This window comes from Streptomyces sp. NPDC093260 (assembly GCF_040683715.1).
GTDB lineage: Bacteria > Actinomycetota > Actinomycetes > Streptomycetales > Streptomycetaceae > Streptomyces > Streptomyces sennicomposti.
Genome location: NZ_JBFBEK010000018.1, coordinates 96,527 through 118,536, shown reverse-complemented (window position 1 = coordinate 118,536; position 22,010 = coordinate 96,527). Strand labels below are relative to the sequence as shown.

The 22,010-nt window shown below is 75.4% G+C and carries 16 protein-coding genes and 1 pseudogene; 9 read left to right on the top strand and 8 right to left on the bottom strand.

Features of this window, described 5'->3' with window-relative positions; genetic code table 11:
• Positions 1 to 2: 2 nt before the first annotated feature.
• The 5 genes from AB0N63_RS23100 to AB0N63_RS23080 all read left to right on the top strand — a co-directional run bounded on the left by AB0N63_RS23100 (position 3) and on the right by AB0N63_RS23080 (position 6,613).
• A complete protein-coding gene (locus tag AB0N63_RS23100; RefSeq protein WP_365530983.1) occupies positions 3 to 1,367 on the top strand; it encodes an O-antigen ligase family protein in 1,365 nt (454 codons plus the stop codon).
• 491 nt (positions 1,368 to 1,858) lie between these two features.
• On the top strand, positions 1,859 to 3,490 hold the full coding sequence (locus tag AB0N63_RS23095) for a lipid II flippase MurJ (RefSeq protein ID WP_365531066.1): 1,632 nt from the start codon (positions 1,859 to 1,861) through the stop codon (positions 3,488 to 3,490).
• On the top strand, positions 3,474 to 4,238 hold the full coding sequence (locus tag AB0N63_RS23090; protein ID WP_365530981.1) for a polysaccharide deacetylase family protein: 765 nt from the start codon (positions 3,474 to 3,476) through the stop codon (positions 4,236 to 4,238). The genes AB0N63_RS23095 and AB0N63_RS23090 overlap by 17 nt, the downstream gene beginning before the upstream one ends.
• Positions 4,239 to 5,417: a glycosyltransferase gene (locus AB0N63_RS23085; protein ID WP_365530979.1), complete on the top strand. Its 1,179-nt coding sequence runs from the start codon at positions 4,239 to 4,241 to the stop codon at positions 5,415 to 5,417. It abuts the gene before it with no gap.
• Positions 5,418 to 5,923: 506 nt separating this feature from the next.
• Positions 5,924 to 6,613, top strand: coding sequence for a lipopolysaccharide biosynthesis protein (locus AB0N63_RS23080; protein ID WP_365531064.1), 690 nt, complete (start codon positions 5,924 to 5,926; stop codon positions 6,611 to 6,613).
• A 71-nt stretch (positions 6,614 to 6,684) separates the two neighbouring features.
• On the opposite strand, the gene AB0N63_RS23075 is transcribed toward AB0N63_RS23080, so the two are convergent.
• On the bottom strand, positions 6,685 to 8,151 hold the full coding sequence (locus tag AB0N63_RS23075; RefSeq protein WP_365530977.1) for a glycosyl hydrolase: 1,467 nt from the start codon (positions 8,149 to 8,151) through the stop codon (positions 6,685 to 6,687).
• A 274-nt stretch (positions 8,152 to 8,425) separates the two neighbouring features.
• Here AB0N63_RS23075 and AB0N63_RS23070 point away from each other — a divergent pair, with 274 nt between their 5' ends.
• Entirely contained in the window at positions 8,426 to 9,889 is a 1,464-nt protein-coding gene (locus tag AB0N63_RS23070) for an ATP-grasp domain-containing protein (protein WP_365530975.1), read from the top strand.
• Positions 9,886 to 11,151, top strand: a complete 1,266-nt coding sequence (locus tag AB0N63_RS23065; RefSeq protein ID WP_365530973.1) for an NAD(P)-binding domain-containing protein — start codon at positions 9,886 to 9,888, stop codon at positions 11,149 to 11,151. The genes AB0N63_RS23070 and AB0N63_RS23065 overlap by 4 nt, the downstream gene beginning before the upstream one ends.
• Before the next feature lie 191 nt (positions 11,152 to 11,342).
• Here AB0N63_RS23065 and AB0N63_RS23060 read toward each other — a convergent pair whose 3' ends face one another.
• The 6 genes and pseudogenes from AB0N63_RS23060 to AB0N63_RS23035 all read right to left on the bottom strand — a co-directional run.
• Positions 11,343 to 11,891, bottom strand: coding sequence for a chaplin family protein (locus AB0N63_RS23060; RefSeq protein WP_365530971.1), 549 nt, complete (start codon positions 11,889 to 11,891; stop codon positions 11,343 to 11,345).
• 100 nt (positions 11,892 to 11,991) lie between these two features.
• A complete protein-coding gene (locus tag AB0N63_RS23055; RefSeq protein WP_365530969.1) occupies positions 11,992 to 12,855 on the bottom strand; it encodes an ABC transporter permease in 864 nt (287 codons plus the stop codon).
• Positions 12,852 to 15,491, bottom strand: a complete 2,640-nt coding sequence (locus AB0N63_RS23050) for a CocE/NonD family hydrolase (RefSeq protein ID WP_365530967.1) — start codon at positions 15,489 to 15,491, stop codon at positions 12,852 to 12,854. Before AB0N63_RS23050 ends, AB0N63_RS23055 begins: the two co-directional genes overlap by 4 nt.
• A gap of 211 nt (positions 15,492 to 15,702) precedes the next feature.
• A complete protein-coding gene (locus AB0N63_RS23045; RefSeq protein WP_365530965.1) occupies positions 15,703 to 17,121 on the bottom strand; it encodes an APC family permease in 1,419 nt (472 codons plus the stop codon).
• 564 nt (positions 17,122 to 17,685) lie between these two features.
• Positions 17,686 to 19,188: a CoA-acylating methylmalonate-semialdehyde dehydrogenase gene (gene mmsA / locus AB0N63_RS23040; protein WP_365530963.1), complete on the bottom strand. Its 1,503-nt coding sequence runs from the start codon at positions 19,186 to 19,188 to the stop codon at positions 17,686 to 17,688.
• Between the two features lie 270 nt (positions 19,189 to 19,458).
• A pseudogene (locus AB0N63_RS23035) lies at positions 19,459 to 19,563 on the bottom strand (5-deoxy-glucuronate isomerase); the annotation flags it as partial.
• A 356-nt stretch (positions 19,564 to 19,919) separates the two neighbouring features.
• Between AB0N63_RS23035 and AB0N63_RS23030 the strand changes: the two are divergent.
• Positions 19,920 to 20,120, top strand: coding sequence for a MerR family transcriptional regulator (locus tag AB0N63_RS23030; protein ID WP_019980480.1), 201 nt, complete (start codon positions 19,920 to 19,922; stop codon positions 20,118 to 20,120).
• A gap of 37 nt (positions 20,121 to 20,157) precedes the next feature.
• On the opposite strand, the gene AB0N63_RS23025 is transcribed toward AB0N63_RS23030, so the two are convergent.
• Complete coding sequence (locus AB0N63_RS23025; protein ID WP_365530961.1) at positions 20,158 to 21,246, bottom strand: alcohol dehydrogenase catalytic domain-containing protein; 1,089 nt, start codon at positions 21,244 to 21,246, stop codon at positions 20,158 to 20,160.
• Positions 21,247 to 21,725: 479 nt separating this feature from the next.
• Here AB0N63_RS23025 and AB0N63_RS23020 point away from each other — a divergent pair, with 479 nt between their 5' ends.
• A complete protein-coding gene (locus tag AB0N63_RS23020) occupies positions 21,726 to 21,965 on the top strand; it encodes a cation transporter (RefSeq protein ID WP_365530960.1) in 240 nt (79 codons plus the stop codon).
• Positions 21,966 to 22,010 lie beyond the last annotated feature (45 nt).

The window sequence follows — 22,010 nt, the reverse complement described above, 5'->3', positions numbered from 1 at the left end:
ACGTGAGCCTCGCCCTGACAGCGTTCCCGCGCCGCCCCGCCGCGCCGGCGCCGGCCGCCGCGGCGGTGGCCGTGGTCGCGCTGCTGGCCCTGCCCGTGTCGCCGGGCGGCGCGGAGCCCGCCGACCTGCTCTCCGCGCTGATGGTGCTGTACTGCCTGGTCCTGGTGGTGCGCGAGCGGCGGCGTCCGCTGCCGCCGGCCGCGGCGCTGCTGCTCGGCCTGCCGGTGGTGGGCCTGGCGCTGGCCGCCATGGGCGCCTCCTCCGCGGCGGCCGGGCTCGCCGGGCTCGGCCGCTATCTCCAGATCTTCGTGCTGGTCCCGGCGGCGGTGCTGCTGCTCGTCCGCGACCGGTCCGGATTCCGGCTGCTGGCCTGGTCGTTCGTGGGGCTCGCCCTGGTCCAGGGGGCGGTCGGCGTGCACCAGTACGTCACCCGGACCGGGGCGTCCTACCAGGGCGAGGACGTGCGGGCGGTCGGCACGTTCGGCCCGCAGGACGTGATGGGCATGGCCACGGCGGTGGCGCTCGGCCTGGTCTGCGCGGTCGGCATCGCGCTGGGCCGCTCGCCGCTGCGGCAGCGGGCCCTCGCCGCCGGGTGCGCGCTGGCCCTGCTGGCCCCGCTGGCGTTCTCCTTCAGCCGGGGCGCGTGGATCGCCACCGTGCTGGCGTGCTCCGCGCAGCTGGTGCTGGCGGGGCCGCGCCGGGCGCTGGTGACGGCCGCCGCCGTGGCCGCCGCGGGGGTGGTGCTGGTGGGCGGGTTCGGCGCGGGCTCGGCGCAGTTGCAGCAGCGGCTGGGCAGCATCGCGCAGGTCGCCGACGCCCCCGACCAGTCGGTGATCGACCGGTACACCCTGTGGGCGTCCGCCGTCGGCATGTGGCGTCGGCACCCGGTGACCGGGGTCGGGCTGAAGGGCTTCCCCGAGTACCGCGACGGCAACGCCAGTGTGGCGCTGTCCTCGGGCGCCGAGGTGGCGGGCGCGGGCGCGGCGTACCGGCGGCAGCCGCTGCTGTCGCCGCACAACATGTACCTGCTGCTGCTGAGCGAACAGGGCCTGGTCGGGCTGGTCGCGCTGGCGGGGGGCTGGCTGGCGCTGCTGGTGTGCGCCGTACGGCGGCTGCCGCGCGTCCGCGACGGCGGCGACGGCGGCCGCGGTGACGGGGGTGCTGACGGGGGCGGGCTCGACTGCGGGCTGGTGGCCTGCGGGCTGATCGTCTGGCAGCTGACCGACTTCGCCTACGGCGACATCGGCGGCCCCTCGACCCTGCTGACCGGGCTGGCCCTCGGCCTCACGGCGTGGTGGGCCCTGTCCGGCGACCGCACGCCGCGCGTACTCACTCCGACCCGTACCGAGGAGGCGGTGACGCGATGACCGTGAGACCTCCGTCCGTTCCGGACCCCGCGCGGGGTCCGGGCTCCGGGGCGGCCGAACACGTGACCGGGGCGCCCAGGCCGGGCGCGGTGCCGACCGGGCCGGGCGCCGGAGTGCCCAAGTCCGGAGTGGAGGCGACCCGGCCGGGCGCCGGAGTGCCCGAATCGGGTGCCGTGGCATCCAAGCCTGGAGCCGGATTACCGAAGCCAGGTGCCGGGAGGCGCACGTCGGGTGCCGGAGTGTCGAAGTCGCGCGCCGGGAGGCGCACGTCGGGTGCAGGCGGCCCCAAGTCCGGGGCCGGAGTCGCCGAGTCCGGGGTCGCGCCCCTCGACCTCGGGTTCGCCGACGACCTCTCGGCCCCGAACCCGCCCGGGGCCGCACCCGGGCCGGGCCCGTCCGTCGCGCCCGCGCCCGGCACCACCACCTCGCCCGACATCCCCGCCCCGGGCCTCCCGGCCCCCGGCTTCCCCCCGCCCGGCGCCGAATCCGCCGTGCCGCCCGCGCGCAAGGGCGGTTCCGGCGGGGGCGAGGCGGGGGCGGCGTCGCGGGGGTTCCTCGCGCGCGCCGCACTCCTCACGGCGTCGCTGTCCATCGCCGGTTCCCTGCTCGGCCTGGTGCGCGACCAGGCGCTGGCGCGGCTGTTCGGCGCGGGCAGCGACACGGACGCCTTCCTGGTCGCCTGGACCGTCCCTGAGTTCGCCTCCACGCTGCTCATCGAGGACGGCCTGGCACTGGTGCTGATCCCGGCGTTCAGCATGGCGCTGTCCCGCCGCGCCAAGGGCGCCGGGGGCGATCCGGTGCGCGCTCTGGTGGGCGACACCCTGCCCCGGCTGTGCCTCGCCCTCGCCGCGGTCGCCGCACTGGTGGCCGGCTGCGCGCCCTGGCTGGTCCGTGCCCTCGCGCCCGGCCTGCCCGATCCCCGTCTCGCCGCCGACTGCACCCGGCTCACCGCGACCTGCGTGCTCGCCTTCGGACTGGCCGGCTACTGCAGCGCGGCCCTGCGCGCCCACCGCCGCTTCCTCGCGCCCGCCGCGATCTACGTGGCGTACAACACCGGCATCATCGCCGCGATGTACCTGCTCGGCGACGCCTGGGGGGTGCGCTCGGCGGCGGTCGGCGTCGCGGCCGGCGGCTGTCTGATGGTCGCCGTGCAACTGCCTTCCCTGTGGCGGCAGCTGGCGAGCCGCAGACCGGCGCCGCGCCCGGGCGGGACGGACGCGGAAGGGCGGCCGATGCAGCTCGCCCTGGTCGCCGCCGTGCTGCTGTTCGCACTGTGCCGCCAGTCGCAGGTCCTCGTCGAACGCTTCCTCGCCTCCACCCTGCCCGCCGGGGCGATCTCGCACCTGAACTACGCGCAGAAGGTCGCGCAGATCCCGATGACGCTGTCGCTGATGCTGTGCACCGTCACCTTCCCGGTGGTGGCGCGCGCCCTCGCCGACGGCGACACCGAGCGCGCCCGCACCCGCGTCCAGCGGGACGTCGCGCTCGCCTCCGCGCTGGTGCTGCTGGGCATGTGCGCGGTCATCGCCTGCGCCCCGCAGATGATCGAACTGCTCTTCCAGCGCGGCGCGTTCACCGCCGCGGACACCGCCGCCACGGCGTCCGTCATGCGTGTGTACGCCCTCGGGCTGCTCGGTCAGACCCTGGTGGGCGCCCTGGTCCGCTCCTACTTCTCGGCCGGCCGGCCCCGCTGGTACCCGGTCGCGGCGATGGCCGCGGGGATCGCCGTCACCTCCTGGGCCGGCGCCGCGGCCGTGGGCCCGTTCGGCGTGGCGGGCATCGCCGCCGCCAACGCCCTCGGCATCACCGTCACCGCCGCCCTGCTCCTGACCGGCCTGCGCAAGGGGCGCCGCAGCGCCGCCGACGGCGTGTCCGTCCATCTGCGGCAGGTGCTGGCCGAGCTGAGCCGGCCGGTGCGCGCCGCGGTGGTCGCCACCGTCGCCGGGGCGTTCGTCGCCGGTCGCCCGGACTCCGCGCCGGCCGGTCTGCTGGCCGGCCTGCTGACCGTGACCGCCGTCTTCGTCCCCCTCACCCTCGCCCTGGGCGGACCCCAGGGCCGCACATCCGCCCTGCGCTCCGTACGCACCGTCACACGAAGGCTCGCACATGGCCGCAACCGTTGATTCCGCCGTCCCGGGCGCCGTGCCCGTTCCCCGCCAGGGGCCGTTCCCGTGGGTGGCGATGTACCACTCGGTGGGCGACTGCTCCCACGACCCGTACCGCGTCACGGTCACCCCCGAACGGCTGGAGCGGCAGCTGGCGTGGCTGCGCCGGCGCAGACTGCGCGGTGTGTCCATGGGCGAGCTGCTCGCCGCCCGCGCACGGGGTGAGGCCCGCGGACTGGTCGGGCTCACCTTCGACGACGGGTACGCCGACTTCGTCACCGGCGCGCTGCCGCTGCTGCGCCGCTGGGGCTGCCGCGCCACCCTGTTCGTGCTGCCCGGCCGGCTCGGCGGCGACAACGCCTGGGACCCGCTCGGCCCACGCAAGCAGCTGCTGGCCGCGGACGGCATCCGGCACGCCGCCGCCGAGGGCGTCGAGATCGGCTCGCACGGGCTGACCCACGTCGACCTGACCCGCGCCGACGACCGCACCCTGCGCGCCGAGGTAGCCGAGAGCCGCGACCGGCTCACCGAGCTGACCGGCGTGCGCACCGAGGGCTTCTGCTACCCCTACGGCACCGTCGACGCCCGCGTCGCCGGGGCCGTACGGGAGGCCGGCTACTCCTACGCCTGCGCCATCGACCCCGGCCCGCTGACCGGCCCGTACGCCCTGCCGCGCGCCCACGTCGGGCAGGGCGACACGGCCCTGCGGCTGTTCCTCAAGCTGCGGCTGCACCGGCTGCGCCGACGCCCGGTGGAGGGGCTGTAGATGACCACACGCGCGCCCTCCGCCCCGGCCAGGGCCCTGCACGTCATCACCGGCCTCGGCGTCGGCGGCGCCGAGCAGCAGTTGCGGCTGCTGCTGCGCCATCTGCCCGTCGACTGCGACGTGGTGACGCTCACCCAGCCGGGCGCGGTCGCCGAGGGCCTGACCGCCGACGGGGTGCGCGTCGTCCACCTCGGCATGCGCGGCAACCGCGACCTGGCCGCGCTGCCCCGCCTGGTCCGGGTGATCCGCACCGGCCGCTACGACCTCGTCCACACCCATCTGTACCGGGCCTGCGTCTACGGCCGGCTCGCCGCGCGCCTGGCCGGGGTGCGGGCCGTCGTCGCCACCGAGCACTCCCTCGGCGACACCCAGATGGAGGGCCGCAGGCTCACCGCGGGGGTGCGCGCGCTGTACCTCGCCAGCGAACGGCTCGGCTCGGCCACGGTCGCCGTCTCCCCCACGGTCGCCGACCGGCTGGAGCGCTGGGGCGTGCCCGCGCCGCGCATCGAGGTCATCCCCAACGGCATCGACCTCGACCGCTTCCGCTTCGACCCGGCGCGCCGTGAGCGCACCCGCCGCCGTCTCGGCCTGCCGGCGGGCGCGTACGTCGTCGGCGGCGTCGGGCGGCTGGCCCCGGGCAAGCGGTTCGACGTCCTGATCCGCGCCCTCGCGCTGCTCCCGGACGACTGCTGGTTGCTGCTGGTGGGCGGCGGTCCCGAGGAGCACGTCCTGCGCCGCGCAGCCCACGGGGCCGGGGTCGCCGGGCGGGTGCTGTTCACCGGCGAGCGCCCCGGCCTCCCCGACGGCTCCCCCGGCCCCGATCTGCCCTCGCTCACCTGTGCGATGGACCTGCTCGCGGCCCCCTCCGAGGACGAGGCCTTCGGCCTGGCCGTCGTGGAGGCGCTGGCCTGCGGCCTGCCCGTGCGCTACGGCTCCTGCCCGGCCGTCGAGGACCTGCCGCGCCCGGCCGCGGCCGGCGCCCGCCAGGTGCGCGGCGGCGCGGAGGCGTACGCCCGTGCGATCGCCGAGGCCCGCGCGGCCGGGCCGGGGCCGCGCACCGCACCGCAGGCCGCGCACCGCTACAGCATCGCCCGCAGCGCGGCCCGGCTGATGGACGTGTACGCGGCAGCCGTCTCCAGCCCGTCGTCCCCCTCATCCCTGGGAGCAACCCCGTCGTGACCACCACGAAGAACAAGCCCGTCATGACCGACCCCGCGCAGGCCGCGCACAGCGCGCCGACCACTCCCGACGGCGAGGCGGGCACGGCGTCCGCCCCTGGGGGCGATTCCGCCGCGGCGTCCGCCCCCGGCGGCAAGTCCGCTGCGAGCGCCGCGCCCGACGGCGCGGCCGGCGGTGGGACCGGCGCCACGCTCGGCGCCCAGGGCAGGGGCGGCGAGGGCGAGACGGCCACGGACGACGCCGCTGCGGCCCCCGCCGCGCAGCGTGAGGCCGCCGTGACGGCCCCTGGTGACAGCGCCGCGTCCGGTCCGGCTGACGGCGCGTCCGGTGCGGGCCGAGCGTCCGGCGCGGGCGGAGCGTCCAGTGGCAAGTCCGGCGCCACGGTCGGCGCCCAGGGCAAGGACGGCGAGGGCGAGACGGCCACGGGCGACGCCGCTGCGGCCCCCGCCGCGCAGGGTGAGGCCGCGGTGACGGCCGCCCGGGCCGGGCGGGTCGGCGGTGCGCCGGTGGGCGGCTCGGGTCGGTCGGTGCGTTCCTCGCTCGCGCGGGTCAGGCGCTTGCCGTCCTGGGCCGTGCTCGCGGCCGGGGCCCTCGCCGGGGGGCTGTTCGGGGCGGCGTACGGCTGGCTGACCCCGCCGGCGTACACGGCCACCAGCTATCTCGTCGCCGTGCCGGCCAAGAAGGCCGAGGCGAACTCCGCCCTCGGTTTCGCGCAGGCCTACGGCCGCGTCGCCACCCAGCCCGCGGTGCTCGCGGGCGCGCAGCAGCAGGCGGGCGTGCCGGTGCGCACGCTCCAGCGCGCCGTGCGCGCGGAGACCTCGCCGGACGCCCCGATGGTCGCCGTCTCCGCCACCTCGGCGCGGCCCGCGCGCGCCGCCGACATGGCCAACGCGGTCGCCCGGGCGCTGGCCGCGCAGGCGAACGCCGCCGAGGACAGCACCCAGGTGCGGCTCGTGCAGTTCTCCCGGGCGGTCCGGCCCACCGAGCCGACCTCCACGTCCACGCAAGTGACCGCCCTGGTGGGCGCCAGCGCGGGCGGGCTGCTGTGCGGGCTGGCGCTGCTGGCCCGGCCCCGGCGGACCGGCACGGACGGCACGGCCGGCGACGGGCCTGCGCCCGCCCTCGCCCGGCCCGTCCCCGCCACCGCCCCCGCCGTGCCCGGCCCGGCCGCCGGCGACGCGCGGGGAGAGCGGTGAGGCCGGTGTGCCCGGCGGCCGGGGCCGGACACGGAACCGGAGCCGTGTCCGGGGCCGGACACGGCGATGCGCTACCCGCCCTGCGGCCACCAGTCGAAGCGGACGCAGAGCTTGCCGCCGAGCCAGTACTCCACCCAGCTGCCGAGGTCGACCGGCGAGCAGTCCTTCGGGGACGCCGGTGCGGCGGGCCCGGTCGGCTGCGGTGCGGGCGCCTGGGTCTGGGGCTCGGTCGGGGTGGGGGCCGGCTCGTCGGCCCGGCCGAAAAGGACCGACCGGTAGACCTGGGACGCCCGGGGATTGGCCGAGCACTGCCACACGCCGTGCGGGCAGTAGTCCGTCAGCGTGTTGTAGAGCGGCTTGTGCTCGTCCATCCAGGCCAGCATGCGCCGCATGTACTCGGCGTTGTCGCCGTTGCGGAAGAGCCCCCATTCGGGGTAGGAGACCGGCTTTCCGTGGGCCTTCGCGAAATCCACCTGGGCCTGGAGTCCGTACGGTTCCCTGATCTGCTCGTCGAAGGAGATTCCGGTGGGCTGGTCGTAGGAATCCATGCCCATGATGTCGACGGTGTCGTCACCCGGGTAGCACTCGGTCCAGGGAACGGCGTCCCGGCCCCGGTTCGGCGCGAAATCGAACCGGAACTTCTGGCCCGGCACCGAGCGCATCGTGGTGACGATCCGGTTCCAGTACTTCTTCCAGGACTCCGGGTCCGGTCCGCAGCGGTGGGTGTAGGTGGTGCCGTTCATCTCCCAGCCGAGCACGAGGACCGTGTCCTCGGCCTTCAGCTCGACCAGCCGTTCGGCCAGGGCGCGGAAGTGGTGGTCGAACTCGCCGGCCGCGCCCTGCCGCAGCAGCCGTCTGACCTCGTCGTCGGAGACGCCCGCCTCGTTGCGCTCCTGGAGGGGCACGTTGAGGACGAGCATCCGGTCGGGCTTCTCGTTGCGCCAGCGCGCCCACGCCTCCAGGAAGCCGGGCGCGCCCTCGATGTCGCTCCAGTGGCCGCCGGGCAGATAGGTGTGGCCGACGCGCAGTTCGGCGCCGCCCAGCCAGCGGCTGAGCTGCGGCATCCGGGCCACCCCGCGGGAGTCGGAGGCGAGGAAGGCGCCGAAGGCCGGGACCTGCACGGGCGGCACGGTCGGTACGGCCGCGACGCCGACCGGCGGTGTGGGCGCGGGCGGCGTGAGCACGGGGGCGGCGGGGACGGCCGCCGGAGCGACGGCGCTCGGGTCGGCCGCCGGGGGAACGCCGTGAGCGGTCGTCTGGGCGACGCCCGCTGCGGTGGCGGCCGGCGAAGCGGGGACCGCCGGGACGGTGGGCGCGACCGCCTGCGCCCCGGCCGGGACGGTCGTCCCCGGTGTCTGGACGGCGGCGGCCGGGGCGGTCGGGACGGGCACCGGCGGGGTCGGTGCCGGCGCCCGGGGATCGGCGGCCCGCACCGCCTCCACCCCCCTCGCGGGACCGCACGCCAGGGTGGCCAGCGCGACCGCCGCCGCGCCCACGGCCAGCCGGCGGACCCGCGTCCGCCTCTGCTCGGCTGCCATTCCTGCTCCCTTCCTCACTGCTGTCCGGACTTCCCTCTGCGTTCCCCATATTGACGGCCAGTCATATGAAGTGAGGCATACCCAAGCCGAAGGCGCCACCGCCGTCATGGCTTTCGAGTACCCGGCTGACCCGTACGGGTGAGCCGAATCCGACGACACGACGACACGACGAAGAGATCCCCCCCGAGAAACACGCACAAGCCCCCGGGAAGCCCCGAGAAAACCCCGAGAACTCCCCTGGAAGCCCCCGAGAAGACCCGAGAGAAGAGAATTCGTGCCGCTGCTCGACACCCGCGTTCCCGCAGTAGTGCTGCGGATCGACCGGAACCCCTTTCACCATGGAACGCTCGGCGCCGTGCGCTCCCTCGGCCGGGCGGGAGTGGAGGTGCACGTCGTCGCCGACACGGTGGGGAGCCCCGTGCACCGGTCGCGTTTCGTCCACCGCGCGCACACCCCGCCGCCGGACGCCTCCCCCGACGCCGTCCGCGCCGTGCTGCACCAGGTGGCCGGCCGGATCGGGCGGCCCGCCGTGCTGGTCCCGATGGACGACGCCGGCGCCATCGCCGCGGCCCGGTCGCGCGACGGCCTCGCCGCCTCCTATCTGCTGCCCGAACTGCCGGGCGCGCTGGCCGAACGCGTCGCCGACAAGGCGGAACTGGCCGCCGTGTGCGCCGCCGCCGGCGTCCCGCACCCGCTGACGCTGGTCCCGGACAGCGCCGCGCGGGCCGCCGCCGACGTACGGCGGCTCGGCCTTCCGGCGGTGGCCAAGTGGAGCCGCCCCTGGCTGCTGCCGGTCGGCAGCGGTCTGCGCAGCACGGTGCTGGTGCGCTCCGAACGCCAGGCCCGCGCACTGTACGCGCGCACCGAGGAAGCGGGCAGCCGGCTGCTGTTCCAGGCGTATCTGCCGCCGGGCCGGGACCGGGACTGGTTCTTCCACGGCTACGCCGACCGCTCCGGCGCGGTGCGGGCGGGCGGCCCGGGCCGCAAGCAGTCGGCCTGGCCGCGCGGCGCGGGGCTGACGGCGGTGGGCCGCTGGACGCCCAACCCGCAGCTCAGGGAGCTGACCGAGCGGCTCGTCGGCGAGCTGGGCTACCGGGGCGTCCTCGACCTGGACTTCCGCCGCTGCGGATTGACGGGCCGCTACCACCTGCTCGACTTCAACCCGCGCCCCGGCGCGCAGTTCCGGCTGTTCGAGGACGGCGCGGGGGTGGACGTCGTACGCGCCCTGCACCTGGACCTGACGGGGCGTCCGGTGCCGGACGGGCTGCCCCGGTCCGGGCGGGAGTTCGTGGTGGAGAACTACGCGCCGCTGGCCGCGCTGCGGGCGGCCCCGACCGGACGCGAACTGGCCTGGTACGCGCCGGACGACCGGATGCCCGGGTGGGCGATGTGCGGTCTGTGGGGCCGGCACGTCTCCCGGCGGCTGGGGCAGCGGCTACGGGCGACGGCGGCCGGTGCGGCGGGGTCGCGGCGGGTCGCCGCGGCCGGTTCCGGGGCGACTTGCGCCGCGGGTCCCGGGGCGGACCCCGCGGCGGGTTCAGGGACGGACCCCGCGGCGGACTCCGCCGTGGTCCCCGGGGGGCGGCCGTCCTCCGGGCCGCCCGTCCCGACGCCCGGGTCGTCCCCGTCGTCCCTGCCCTTCCTCCACTCCCCGGGCTCCAGGACCTCCGGGTCCGCCGTGGTCCCCGTGTCCTCCGGAACCTCCGTGACCGACAACGAGAAAGCGAGCAGTCGATGAAGTACGACCTTGTGGTGGTGGGCGCGGGCCCGTACGGCCTCTCGATCGCCTCCCACGCCGCGGCCGCCGGGCTGAACCTGCGCGTGTTCGGCCGGCCCATGGCGTCCTGGCGCGACCACATGCCGCGCGGCATGCTCCTGAAGTCGGAGCCGTGGGCGTCGAACCTGTCCGATCCGGCGGGCCGCTGGCGGCTGGACGCGTACTGCGCCGAACGCGGGATGACGGCCCGGCACGCCGAGCCGATGCCGGTGGAGACGTTCGCGGCGTACGGACTGTGGTTCGCGCGCAACGCCGTACCCGGGGTGGACGAGCGCACGGTGGTGCGGATCTCCTCCGGCCCCGGTGGGTTCACCGTGGTCACCGAGGACGGGCAGGCGGTGCAGGCGCGGACGGTGGCGCTGGCGGTCGGTGTGATGCCGTTCGTGGAGGTGCCGCCGGTACTGCGCGCGCTGCGGCCCTCGCTGGTGACGCACAGCAGCGACCACAGCGACCTGACCCGCTTCCGGGGAATGGACGTCACGGTGGTCGGCGGCGGCCAGGCGGCCCTGGAGACGGCGGCGCTGCTGGCCGAACAGGGCTCACGCTCCCGGGTGCTGGCCCGGGCCGGGGAACTGCGCTGGAACGATCTGCCGCCGGTGCTGGAACGGCCCTGGTGGCAGTCGGCGCGCTCGCCGCACAGCGGGCTGGGTCCCGGCTGGCGCAACTGGTTCTACTCCGAGCGCCCGAACCTCTTCCGGCGGCTGCCGGAGCCCACCCGGGCCCGGATCGCGGCCACCGCGCTGGGACCGGCGGGCGCCTGGTGGGTGCGGGACCGGGTGGAGCGGGCGGTGGAGCTGCTGCCGGGCCACGAGATCGCCTCTGCCCGTGCGGCGGGCGGCGGCCTGCGGCTGGAGACGGTGCGCGTGGACGGCACGGTGTGCACGGTGGAGACCGAGCATGTGATCGCGGCGACCGGGTTCCGGACGAGCTGCGACCGGTTCGGGATGCTCGCCGCCGAGCTGCGCGGGACGCTGGCCGCGCTGCCGGACGGCTCTCCGGAGGTGGGGCACGACTTCGAGTCCTCGCACCCGGGGCTGTTCCTCGCCGGGCTGGTGACCGCGTCGGGCTTCGGTCCGGCGATGAGGTTCGTGCAGGGCGCGACGTTCACGGCGTCGGCGCTGGTGCGCGGGGTGCGGCGGCGGCTGCGGGCGGCGCCGGCGAGCGTGGCCGTGCCCGGGCCGGGCGGCAGCCGCACCGCGGTCCCGGCGCCGGTACGCCACTGACGCCCCCGCCGGGCGCCTCCCGGTGGGCCCCGGCCCGAGCCGTCTCCCGTACGACTCGGGCCGGGGCGGGGCGCGGAACGAGAAAGGGTCACCCGAGTACGCGGGGCGTACTCGGGTGACCCTGATGTCGCGGCCGGACGCCGCGCCGGGGCCGCCCCCCGCGGGGGGCGGTCGTCCGGCGGGGCCGCCGGCTAGCGGGCCGCCGCGGCGCGACCGCGGCGGTACAGCATCGCGCCGCCCGCGATCAGCGCCACGCTCACCGCGCCGGCCGCCAGCGTCTCCTTGCCGCTACCGGTCTCGGCGAGCTGCGGCGGCTCGTGCGGGACGACGGCCGGCGGGGTGTACCGGACCGGCGGCGCGGGCTTGGGCGTCTCGGCGCGCGGGGGCGCCGGGGTGGGCTTGGCCGACGGGGTCGTCTCGCGGCCGTTCTCGCAGGTGTTGCCGAACGAGCTGTTGAGCGCGGCGACACCGTTGACGGTGTTGCCGCAGACGTTCGCCTCCACCTCGACCGGGACCTGCACGGTGTTGCCGGACAGGACGCCGGGCGAGTCGCTGCTGGTGCCGTTGGCCGTGGAGTCGGCGAAGGCGGAGGTGCCGGACAGGGACAGAATGCCCGTGGCGGCGGCGGCCGCCGCGAACACTCCCCTGCTCAGGGTCTGTCGCAATGTGGTGTCTTCCTGTGTGAAGAATGGGGAGAGCCGGCCCTGGAACCGGGAGACCGAGTTCTCGTAGCGCCGCATGCCCTACTGCTTCTTCAACCCGACACCGGGGAATTGGTGGCGCAGGTTCACCCAATTGGACCGCGTGACCGGCGTCGGACTGACCGCCGGCCCCCGTACTTCAGGACACCACGTCCTTGCGGGCGAATCCGCGGAACGCCAGGGCGAGGAACACCAGTGCGTAGGTGACGGAGATCGCCGCCCCCTGGATCATCCCGGACCACTCCGGACGCGGCTGTACGGCGTCGGCCCAGGCGAACTGCCAGTGCGCGGGCAGGAAGTGCCGCCAGTGGCCGAGGGCGGTGACGGCGTCCAGCACATTGCCCACGATGGTCAGACCGACCGCGCCGCCCACCGCGCCCAGCGGCGCGTCCGTCTTCGTGGACAGCCAGAACGCCAGCGCGGCGGTGACCAGCTGGGAGACGAAGAGGTACGCCACCACCACCACGAGCCGCCCGGCGGCGGTGCCCGCGTCGAGCGCGCCGCCGGTGGGGATGCGCAGCGGCCCCCAGCCGTAGGCGGCGGTTCCGACGGCGAGCGCCACCACCGGCAGCAGCACCATCGCGGCCAGGCTCAGCCCGAGCCCGACGGCCAGCTTGGACCACAGCAGCCGGGCCCGGGGCACGGGCGCGGCGAGCAGATAGCGCAGCGAGGACCAGCTCGCCTCGGAGGCGACGGTGTCCCCGCAGAACAGCGCGACCGGGATCACCAGCAGGAAGCCCGCCGAGACGAACAGGTTGACCGCGGCGAAGTTGGCGCCGGAGGCGGTGGCCGTGTCCATCAGCGTGACCTGGTTGTTGCGGCCGCCGGGGTCGCCGCCGATGGCGAAGGCGGCGACCAGCACGAAGGGCAGCGCGGCGAGGATGCCGGCCATGATCAGCGTGCGGCGGCGCCCCAGCTGGCGGGCCAGTTCGACGCGCAGCGGCAGGGTGCGGCCCGCGCGGTAGCCGGAGGCGGTCTCCACGGGCTCGGTGAGCGTGCTCACGCGGAACCTCCGATCAGGGTGAGGAAGGCGTCCTCCAGGCGGCGGTGCGGGCCGACGGAGGCGACGGGCACATCGAGCCGCACCAGCTCGGCGACGAGCGCCTGCGGGGTGCCGCCGGGCTCCAGGCGGACCAGGAGGCCGTCCTCGGTGCGGACCGCGGAGGCGACGCCGGACAGCGCGGCCACCTTCTCCGCCACGGGCTCCTCCACGGGTGTGGCGGTGCCGACGAGCAGGGTGTCCCCGGAGCCGATGATGTCGCGCACGGGGCCCGCCTGCACCAGCCGGCCGCGGTCCATGACGACGAGGTGGGTGCAGGACTGCTCGACCTCGGCCAGCAGATGGCTGGAGACGATCACGGTGCGGCCGCCGGCCGCGTAGCGGATCATCACCTCGCGCATCTCGCGGATCTGCGGCGGGTCGAGGCCGTTGGTCGGCTCGTCCAGGATGAGCAGGTCGGGCAGTCCGAGCATGGCCTGGGCGATGGCCAGGCGCTGGCGCATGCCCTGCGAGTAGGTGCGCACGGCGCGGGCGAGTGCCTCGCCGAGGCCGGCGATCTCCAGGGCCTCGTCCAGGTGGGCGTCCTCGGGCGGCCGTCCGGTGGCCCGCCAGTACAGTTCCAGGTTCTCCCGGCCGGACAGGTGGGGCAGGAAGCCGGCGCCCTCGACGAAGGCGCCGACGCGGGAGAGGACGGGCGCGCCGGGCCGGACGGCGTGGCCGAAGACGCGGATCTCGCCCTCGTCGGGCCGGATCAGGCCCATCAGCATGCGCAGGGTGGTGGTCTTGCCGGCGCCGTTGGGTCCGAGCAGGCCGAGGACCTGGCCCTGTTCGACGCGGAAGGACAGGTCGCGGACCGCGTACCGGTCGGTGGACTTGGCGTAGCGCTTGCTGAGGCCGGTGATCTGGAGGGGGACCCCGGCGAGCGCGGGGTCGGGGGCGGGGGCCGTGGTGCGGCGGCGGGCGGTGAGCAGCAGGGCGGCCGCCACGACGGCGCCGGCGGCCGGCAGCCACCACACCCAGGCGGGCAGCGGGGCCGCCGCGGTGGTCACGCCGGGCGCGGTCGGCACGGTCAGGGCGCTCTTGAGGGAGACGGTGTACGTCGCCGGGGTGGCCGGGGAGGCGTAGGCGAGGTCGGTGGAGGCGAGGACGAGGCGGAGGCGGTGGCCCTTCTGCACCTCGTGGTCGATCGCGGGGAGGGTGAGGGCGACGTCCTTGCCGGCCTTGGCGCCCTCGACGCGCACCGGGTCGACCAGCTGGGCGGGCAGCACCGGCCGCGCCTCGCCGGGTCCGACGTCGTACAGCTTGGCGAAGAGCACGGCGTCGTCGCTGGTGGAGGCGACGTGCACGGTGACGGTCGGGGAGCCGGTGACGCGCAGGTCGCGGCCGACCGGGGCCGAGTCGAACTTGGCGTACTGGCCGGGGAAGTCGAGGGCGACGCCGACGCCGAGCGCGGAGAGCTGGGTGAGCGATCCGGCGGCGGAGCCGAGGCCGGGCAGGGAGGAGACGGCGGGCGGACTGGCGCCGGCCGGGTTCTCGATGCGCTGGGCGCGGCCGGTCAGGGCGATGGTGTGCGGGGTGCTCGCGAGGCCCGGGTAGGCGTCGGCGCTCGCGCCGCGCAGCAGGGCCGCGCCGTCGGTGGAGTCGACGCCGCCGGTGCGGGTGACCCGGAAGGCGGGGCCGGTGTCCGCGTCCCGGTCGCCCTTGAGATACCGGTCGAACCAGGCCGTCACCCGGCTATGGACCCGGTCGCTCTCCAGGTCGCCGCCGTCGTGCCCGCCGGAGATCCAGTCGACGTCCACGGGCGCGCCGTTGGCCTTGATGGCCCTCTGGGCCTGGTCGGCCTGGGCGAGCGGGAAGAGCGAGTCGGTCTGGCCCTGGACGAGCAGGGTGGGCGCCTTGATGCGGTCGGCGACGGCGGCCGGGGAGCGGGCCTGGAGGAGGGCACGCGCCTCGGGGTCGGGGCGGCCGGACTCGGCGACGCGCTGGTACATCCGGCACAGCTCGGGTTCGAAGCGGGCGCAGCCGCCGCCGGAGTTGATGAAGACGCCGGTCCAGAGCTTCTTGAAGACGCCGTTCGGGAAGAGGGCGTCGGCGAGGTTCCAGTAGGTGATCGCGGGGGCGACGGCGTCGACGCGGTGGTCGTGTCCGGCGGCGAGCAGGGCGATCGCGCCGCCGTAGGAGGCGCCGGCGACGCCCACGCGCGGGTCGCCGGGCTTGTCGAGGCGGACCTGGGGCTGCCGGGCGAGCCAGTCGATCAGCCGCGAGACGTCGGCGACCTCGCCCTTCGGGTCGTTCAGCCCGATCTTGCCGGTGGACCTGCCGAAACCGCGCGCCGACCAGGTCAGCACCGCGTACCCGTCGCGGGCGAGGTCCTCGGCCTGCTGCCGGACGTCGTCCTTGCTGCCGCCGAAGCCGTGCCCGAGGAGGACGGCGGGGTGGCGGCCGGATCCGGCGGGGGTGAAGTACGAGGTGTCCAGGCGTACGCCCGCGCCGGTGGCGATCGTCCGGTCGGAGCGGTGCACGGCGGGCGGGTCGTCGGAGGCGACCGCCGTCCAGGTGCCGGCCCCGGCGAGCACGACGACGGCGGCCCCGGCGGCGAGCCACCGCCGGGGCCGCGTCAGCAGCCTTCGAAGATCCATGCCTCAACGGTACGGGCCGCCGCCGACAACCGATGCCGCCGTGGGGCCGACCCGCGTCCCCTCCTGCGGGAGTACGGCCGCCGGGCGGCGTACCGCGCCCGTGGTAGCCGGGGCGGTACGCCGGCGGGCCGGGCGGGCCCGGCGAAGCCCCCCACTCGGTGTGGGGGGCCTTCGCCGGGCAGGGCGGCCCGGCTTCGGGGGAGTCGCCGGGTTACGCCTGCTCGTCCACGGGGACGGAGACCAGCCAGCGCGTGTCGCGACGCGGGCGGAGGTAGAAGGCCCAGTAGAGGGTGGCGACGGCGGTGATGCCGCCGGTCCACAGCAGGTAGCCGACCTCCTGCTGGGTGAGGACGTACACCAGGACCACGATCAGCAGGACCGGCACGGCGGGCCACAGCGGCATGCGCCAGGCGGCGGTGTGCTTGTGGTCGCCGCGGCGGCACAGCAGGGCGGCGACCGCGACCAGGATGTACATGCCGGTCACCGAGACGCCGGTGACGCCGTAGAGCGTGTCCAGGTTGACGAAGCAGAGGGCGGCGCCGGGGACGCCGACCGCGAGGGTGGCCACCCAGGGGGAGCCGAACCGGCCGAGCTTGGAGAAGACGTTGTTGACGGGGGCGGGCCAGGCCTTGTCGCGGGCGGAGGCGAACAGCACGCGGGAGTTCTGGATGACCATGACGATGCCGGCGTTGATGATGGCGAGGGCCACGCAGAGGCTGACGAAGGTGCCGACCGCGGAGTTGGACCAGGCGGTCACCATCGAGCTGAGGTCGCCGCCGGTCAGCTCCTTCAGGTCGGAGGCGCCCATGGTGATGGCGACGACCGGCACGAGGATGACCACGGAGGAGATGGCGAGGGTGGCCAGCACCGTGCGGGCGACGTTGCGGCGCGGGTTCTCCAGCTCCTCGGAGAGGTAGACGGCGGTCGAGAAGCCCTGGGTCGCGAAGAGCGCGATGGCGAGCCCGGAGATGACGAGCATCGCGGTGACCGGGTCGGTGTGCCCGGCGGAGTCGGCGACCTGGAGGTGGACCAGGCTGCCGACGCCGCGCTGGCTGTGGGCGAAGCCCAGCAGGGCGACCACGCCGGCCGCGATGACCTCCAGGACCAGGAAGATGCCGGTGATCCAGGCGTTGGCGCGCAGGTCCAGCAGACCGGCGAGGGTGGCCAGGAGCATCACTCCGGCGCCGGTCATCGCCGGGTCGAGGTGGACGATCGGCGCGAGGTAGTCGGCGGTGCCCATCGCGATCACCGGGGGCACGATCATGACGACCAGCAGGGAGAGCACGAAGACCAGCCAGCCCGCCAGCCGCCCGGCCATCGTGGAGACCATGGCGTACTCGCCGCCCGCGCTGGGGATGAGGGTGCCCAGCTCCGAGTAGCAGAACGCCACGGCGATACAGAGCAGCGAGCCGATGGCGATGGTGAGGGCGGTCGCGGTGCCGAGGCTGCCGAACAGATCGGGCACCACCACGAAGAGCGTGGAGGCGGGCGTCACGCACGAGAGCGTGAGGAGCGTGCCGCCGACGACCCCGATGGAGCGCTTGAGCTGCCTGGGGTGGTCCGTGGTCCCCGTGGGACTGCCGGTCGCCTCGGCGACGGCGTTCTCGACAGGGCGGAGCGTGTCGGTCATACGGCGGTTCCGATCGACTCGTGCAACAGGTGATGGGGGCTCGGGAGCGCTATCGCCTCCGGCGGCTTCGCTCGTACGGTCGTCGTCTTTTTCGTCCGCTCCCGGCGCCAGCATGGAACCCCGACGAAAACCGTCACGTCAATGGCTGTTCACCTTCGGAATCCGCAGGTGCGAGCTGCGCAGTATGGTCTCGTTTTCGCAGGCGTCGCGACCATGCCAGGGCATTCATCAAGCCCCGCAGAAGTGTGACCTTGCTTTCGAAGGTGAACCGATGTTCACGCCTCCGCCATCCGTTTCATCCCCTAAGCACGGGAAACGCAGGCGGGCGGGCAAAAAAAGTTGCGGCCGTCCGGATAGCGGACGGCCGCTGCGGGCGGTGGCGTCACCGTCGGCCACCCCGGGTGAACCCGCGGCGACGGTGTCCATGACCGCGCGGGCGTGACGCGAGGGCGAGCGGCGAGGGCGGGCGGTGCGGGCACGGCCCGGGACCTCGGTTCACGCGCGTGTGCCCCGCGCCGGCGGTCGTCGGGCGGGGCACTACGGGCCGTACGGGGAGCGGGGGCGTCAGTGGTTGCGGGGGAAGCCCAGGTCCACGCCGGCCGGGGCCTCGGAGGGGTCGGGCCAGCGGGTGGTGACGACCTTGCCGCGCGTGTAGAAGTGCGTGCCGTCGTTGCCGTAGATGTGGTGGTCGCCGAAGAGCGAGTCCTTCCAGCCGCCGAAGGAGTGGTAGCCGACCGGCACCGGGATCGGCACGTTCACGCCGACCATGCCGGCCTCCACCTCCAGCTGGAAGCGGCGGGCCGCGCCGCCGTCGCGGGTGAAGATCGCGGTGCCGTTGCCGAACGGCGAGGCGTTGATGAGGGCCAGGCCCTCCTCGTAGGTGTCCGCGCGCAGCACGCACAGCACCGGGCCGAAGATCTCGTCCTGGTACGCCTTCGCGGTGGTCGGCACCCGGTCGAGCAGGGACAGGCCGATCCAGTGGCCGTCCTCGTGGCCCTCCACGGTGTAGCCGGTGCCGTCCAGGACGACCTCGCAGCCCTCGTCGGCGGCGTTCTTGACGTAGGAGGCGACCTTGTCGCGGTGGGCGGCGGTGATCAGCGGGCCCATCTCGGAGGCCGGGTCGTTGCCGGGCCCGATCTTGATCTTCTCGGCGCGCTCGCGGATCTTGTCCACCAGCTCGTCGGCGATCGCGCCGACCGCCACGACGGCCGAGATCGCCATGCAGCGCTCGCCCGCCGAGCCGTAGGCCGCCGAGACCGCCGCGTCGGCCGCCGCGTCCAGGTCGGCGTCCGGCAGCACCAGCATGTGGTTCTTGGCGCCGCCCAGCGCCTGCACCCGCTTGCCGTTGGCGGCGGCAGTCGTGTGGATGTGGCGGGCGATCGGGGTGGAGCCGACGAAGGAGACCGCCTTGACGTCGGGGTGCTCCAGGAGGCGGTCCACCGCCACCTTGTCGCCGTGCACGACGTTGAACACGCCGTCGGGCAGCCCGGCCTCGGCCAGCAGCTCGGCGAGCCTGACCGACGCCGAGGGGTCCTTCTCGCTCGGCTTCAGCACGAACGTGTTGCCGCAGGCGATGGCGATCGGGAACATCCACATCGGGACCATCGCCGGGAAGTTGAACGGCGTGATGCCGGCGACCACGCCGAGCGGCTGGCGGATCGAGGCCACGTCCACCCGGCTCGCCACCTGCGTCGACAGCTCGCCCTTGAGCTGCACGGTGATGCCGCAGGCCAGGTCGACGATCTCCAGGCCCCGCGCGACCTCGCCGAGGGCGTCGGAGTGCACCTTGCCGTGCTCGGCGGTGATCAGCTCGGCGATCTCGTCGCGGTGGGCGTCCAGCAGCGCGCGGAACTTGAACAGGACCGAGGTGCGCTGCGCCAGCGAGGACCGGCCCCAGGCGGTGTACGCGTCCTTGGCGGCGGCCACGGCCGCGTCCACCTCGTCGACCGAGGCGAAGGCCACCTTGGTGGTGACCGCGCCGGTCGCCGGGTCCGTCACCGGCCCGTACGTCCCCGAGGCGCCTTCGACGGTCTTCCCGCCGATCCAGTGGTTGACGATCTTCGTCATGCCCGGTAACTCCTTCACAGATGGCGGCGACGGGTCGAGACGTGCCGTTCGTGCAGCTCACGTGACCGGGTCGCGACCTCCTGGACCACGACCCCGGTCACGTGTCCATCCCACCAGGACCGTGCGCCGGGCGCGCCCGACACTGTGTCTGCGGTTTCGGCGTCCCTGTAGACACATGAGGGAGTGTCCGCCGGGGGGCGGTGCGGGGGCGGGAGGGGGCGTGCGCGTGTCGGGGGCGGTGCGGGGCCGGGGGTGCCGGGTGGGGCGGCGCGGGACCTCCGGCGCGGGGCCGTAGCGGGCGGGGAGTCGGCGCTCGCACTTCGCTCCTGCCAGGGCGAAGCGGCCTCCCGCGCCGGAGGCGATCGGTGGCCGGGCGGCGCCGAGCGCCTTGGTGCGTCGGCTCAACGTGCGCTCACCGCCCGGGGTTTGGAACTCCGCGTGCTCCGTGCGTCATGTACCTGCACCGTACAACCGCCCGCGCGCCGACGGCGTGCTCCACTCGCCGATGCGGGCGGCGAACGTATGTATGTGTGGCTCTCCCGGTTCTAGTGCGGGCGTGTCGGCCCTGTCAATGGATTGTCCGGACATTCGGACGACCGCCCCGGTGACACCGTTGCGCAACTCTCCTGTCACAGATGTCTCAGTCGTGCGGCCCCCGCGTCACACCCGCGCGACGGACCATGCCACCGCCCGGACCGGTTCGTTCGCCGGGCACTGGGAGGTACACGCACATGACCGACCGAAGGCTCTGGTCGTACAAGGAGATCGCCGCGCACATCCGGGTCCAGCCGGACACCGTGCGGTCGTACCGCAAGCACGGGCTGCTGCCGCCGCCGGACCATGTGGAGGGCGGCCGCCCCTACTGGTACGCCGACACCGTCCGCGCCTGGGTCGCCGCGCGGCCCGGGAACCGGGGACGGAGAGGCGGGTGAGACTGCCGCGGGTCCGCCACGGCGGTCAGGCCCACGGTCAGCTCCACGGTTCGATGACGGTGACCCCGGCGCCGGGCGCCGTGCCCATCGCGGCGAGCGCGCCGGGGGCCGCCGCCAGCGGGACGGTGGAGGTGACCAGCAGATCGGGGCGCAGGGCACCCGCCGCGACCAGGCGCAGCAGCTCCGGGTAGGCGTGCGCGGCCATGCCGTGGCTGCCGAGGAGTTCCAGCTCCAGCGCGATGGCCCGGGCCATCGGGACCGGCGTCGTACCGGTCGCGGAGGGCAGCAGTCCGACCTGGACGTGCCGGCCGCGGCGGCGCAGGCCGTTCACCGAGGCGGCGCAGGTGGCGGGCGAGCCGAGGGCGTCCAGGGAGAGATGGGCGCCGCCGTCGGTCGCCTCGCGGACCGCCGCGGCGGTGTCCGGGGCCGTGGGGGCCGGTGCCGTGGAGGCCCGGGCCGTGGGGGCCGGCGTCGCCGACGCGTCGACGCACCGGGTCGCGCCGAAGCGTTCGGCCAGCTCCAGCGCCTTCGGCGACACGTCCACCGCGACGACCCGCGCGCCGGCCGCCGCCGCGATCATCACCGCGGACAGGCCGACGCCGCCGCAGCCGTGCACGGCGACCCACTCGCCGGCCGCGACCCTGCCCTGCTGGACCACCGCGCGGTAGGCGGTGGCGAACCGGCAGCCGAGGGAGGCGGCGGTCGCGAAGGAGAGGCCGGCGGGAACGGCGACGAGGTTGACGTCGGCGTGGTCGAGCGCGACGTACTGGGCGAAGGAGCCCCAGTGCGTGAAGCCGGGCTGGGTCTGCCGTTCGCACACCTGCTGGTCGCCGGCCGCGCACGCCGGGCAGGCGCCGCAGGCGCAGACGAACGGTGCGGTGACGCGGTCGCCCGGGCGCCAGCGGGTGACCCGGGGGCCGGCCTCCTCCACGACGCCGGCAAGCTCGTGGCCGGGGACGTGCGGGAGGGCGACGTCCGGGTCGTGGCCCTGCCAGGCGTGCCAGTCGCTGCGGCAGAGGCCGGTCGCCTCGACGCGTACGACCACGCCGTGGTCGGCGGGTTCGGGGCGCGGCACCTCGCGGACCTCGGCCGGCTCCCCGAATCCTTCGAACACCACCGCGCGCATCACCGCCACCTCGGCTTTCTCGTGCCGTCACTCCCCCGGGGTCCGGGGGGAGTCCTCCGGGAGGGAACGCTAGCGCGGCGGCCGGCCGGGGGGTCCGCCCCCGCCGCCGGACCGGGCGGCCGCGTCCTCGGGCGCCGGACGGGCTGGTGGTGACGGCCTCGGTCCCGGGCGCCGCGCGGCTGTGGGCGGCGGGCTCCGTTCCGGTGGCGCCCGGTCAGTGGTTCGCCTTCGCACTCCTGTGCGTCCCCGGCATGCCGCGGGCGGATCGTCGCGGGGCGGGGCGTGACCCGTGCGACGCTGCTCGCGCGGGGTAGCCGGACGCTGCCGGGAGGCGCCGGGACGCCGTCCCCCGGTGACGTCCCGCCCGGTCCGCGCTCGCCTCTCCGCTCCTTTGCCTGATACCCCCTAGGGGTATAGTCTGGTTGATGTGAGCCCCCGTGGGCCACGTCGACCCCACACGTCACGACGAGGAGAGCGTTATGACCGCCCAGACCGAGACCCCGGAGACCGTCACCACCGTCTACAAGGTGAGCGGCATGAGCTGTGGACACTGCGAGGGCTCCGTCTCCGCCGAGATCTCCGAACTGGCCGGCGTCAGCTCGGTGAAGGCCGTCGCCTCGACCGGTGAGGTCACCGTCGTCTCCGCCGCCCCGCTGGAGGACGAGGCGGTGCGCGCGGCCGTGGACGAGGCGGGCTTCGAGCTGGTCGGCCGCGCCTGAGGCGCACCGCGCCCCGGGCGGCCCGCGCCGCGCCCCGACCAAGAG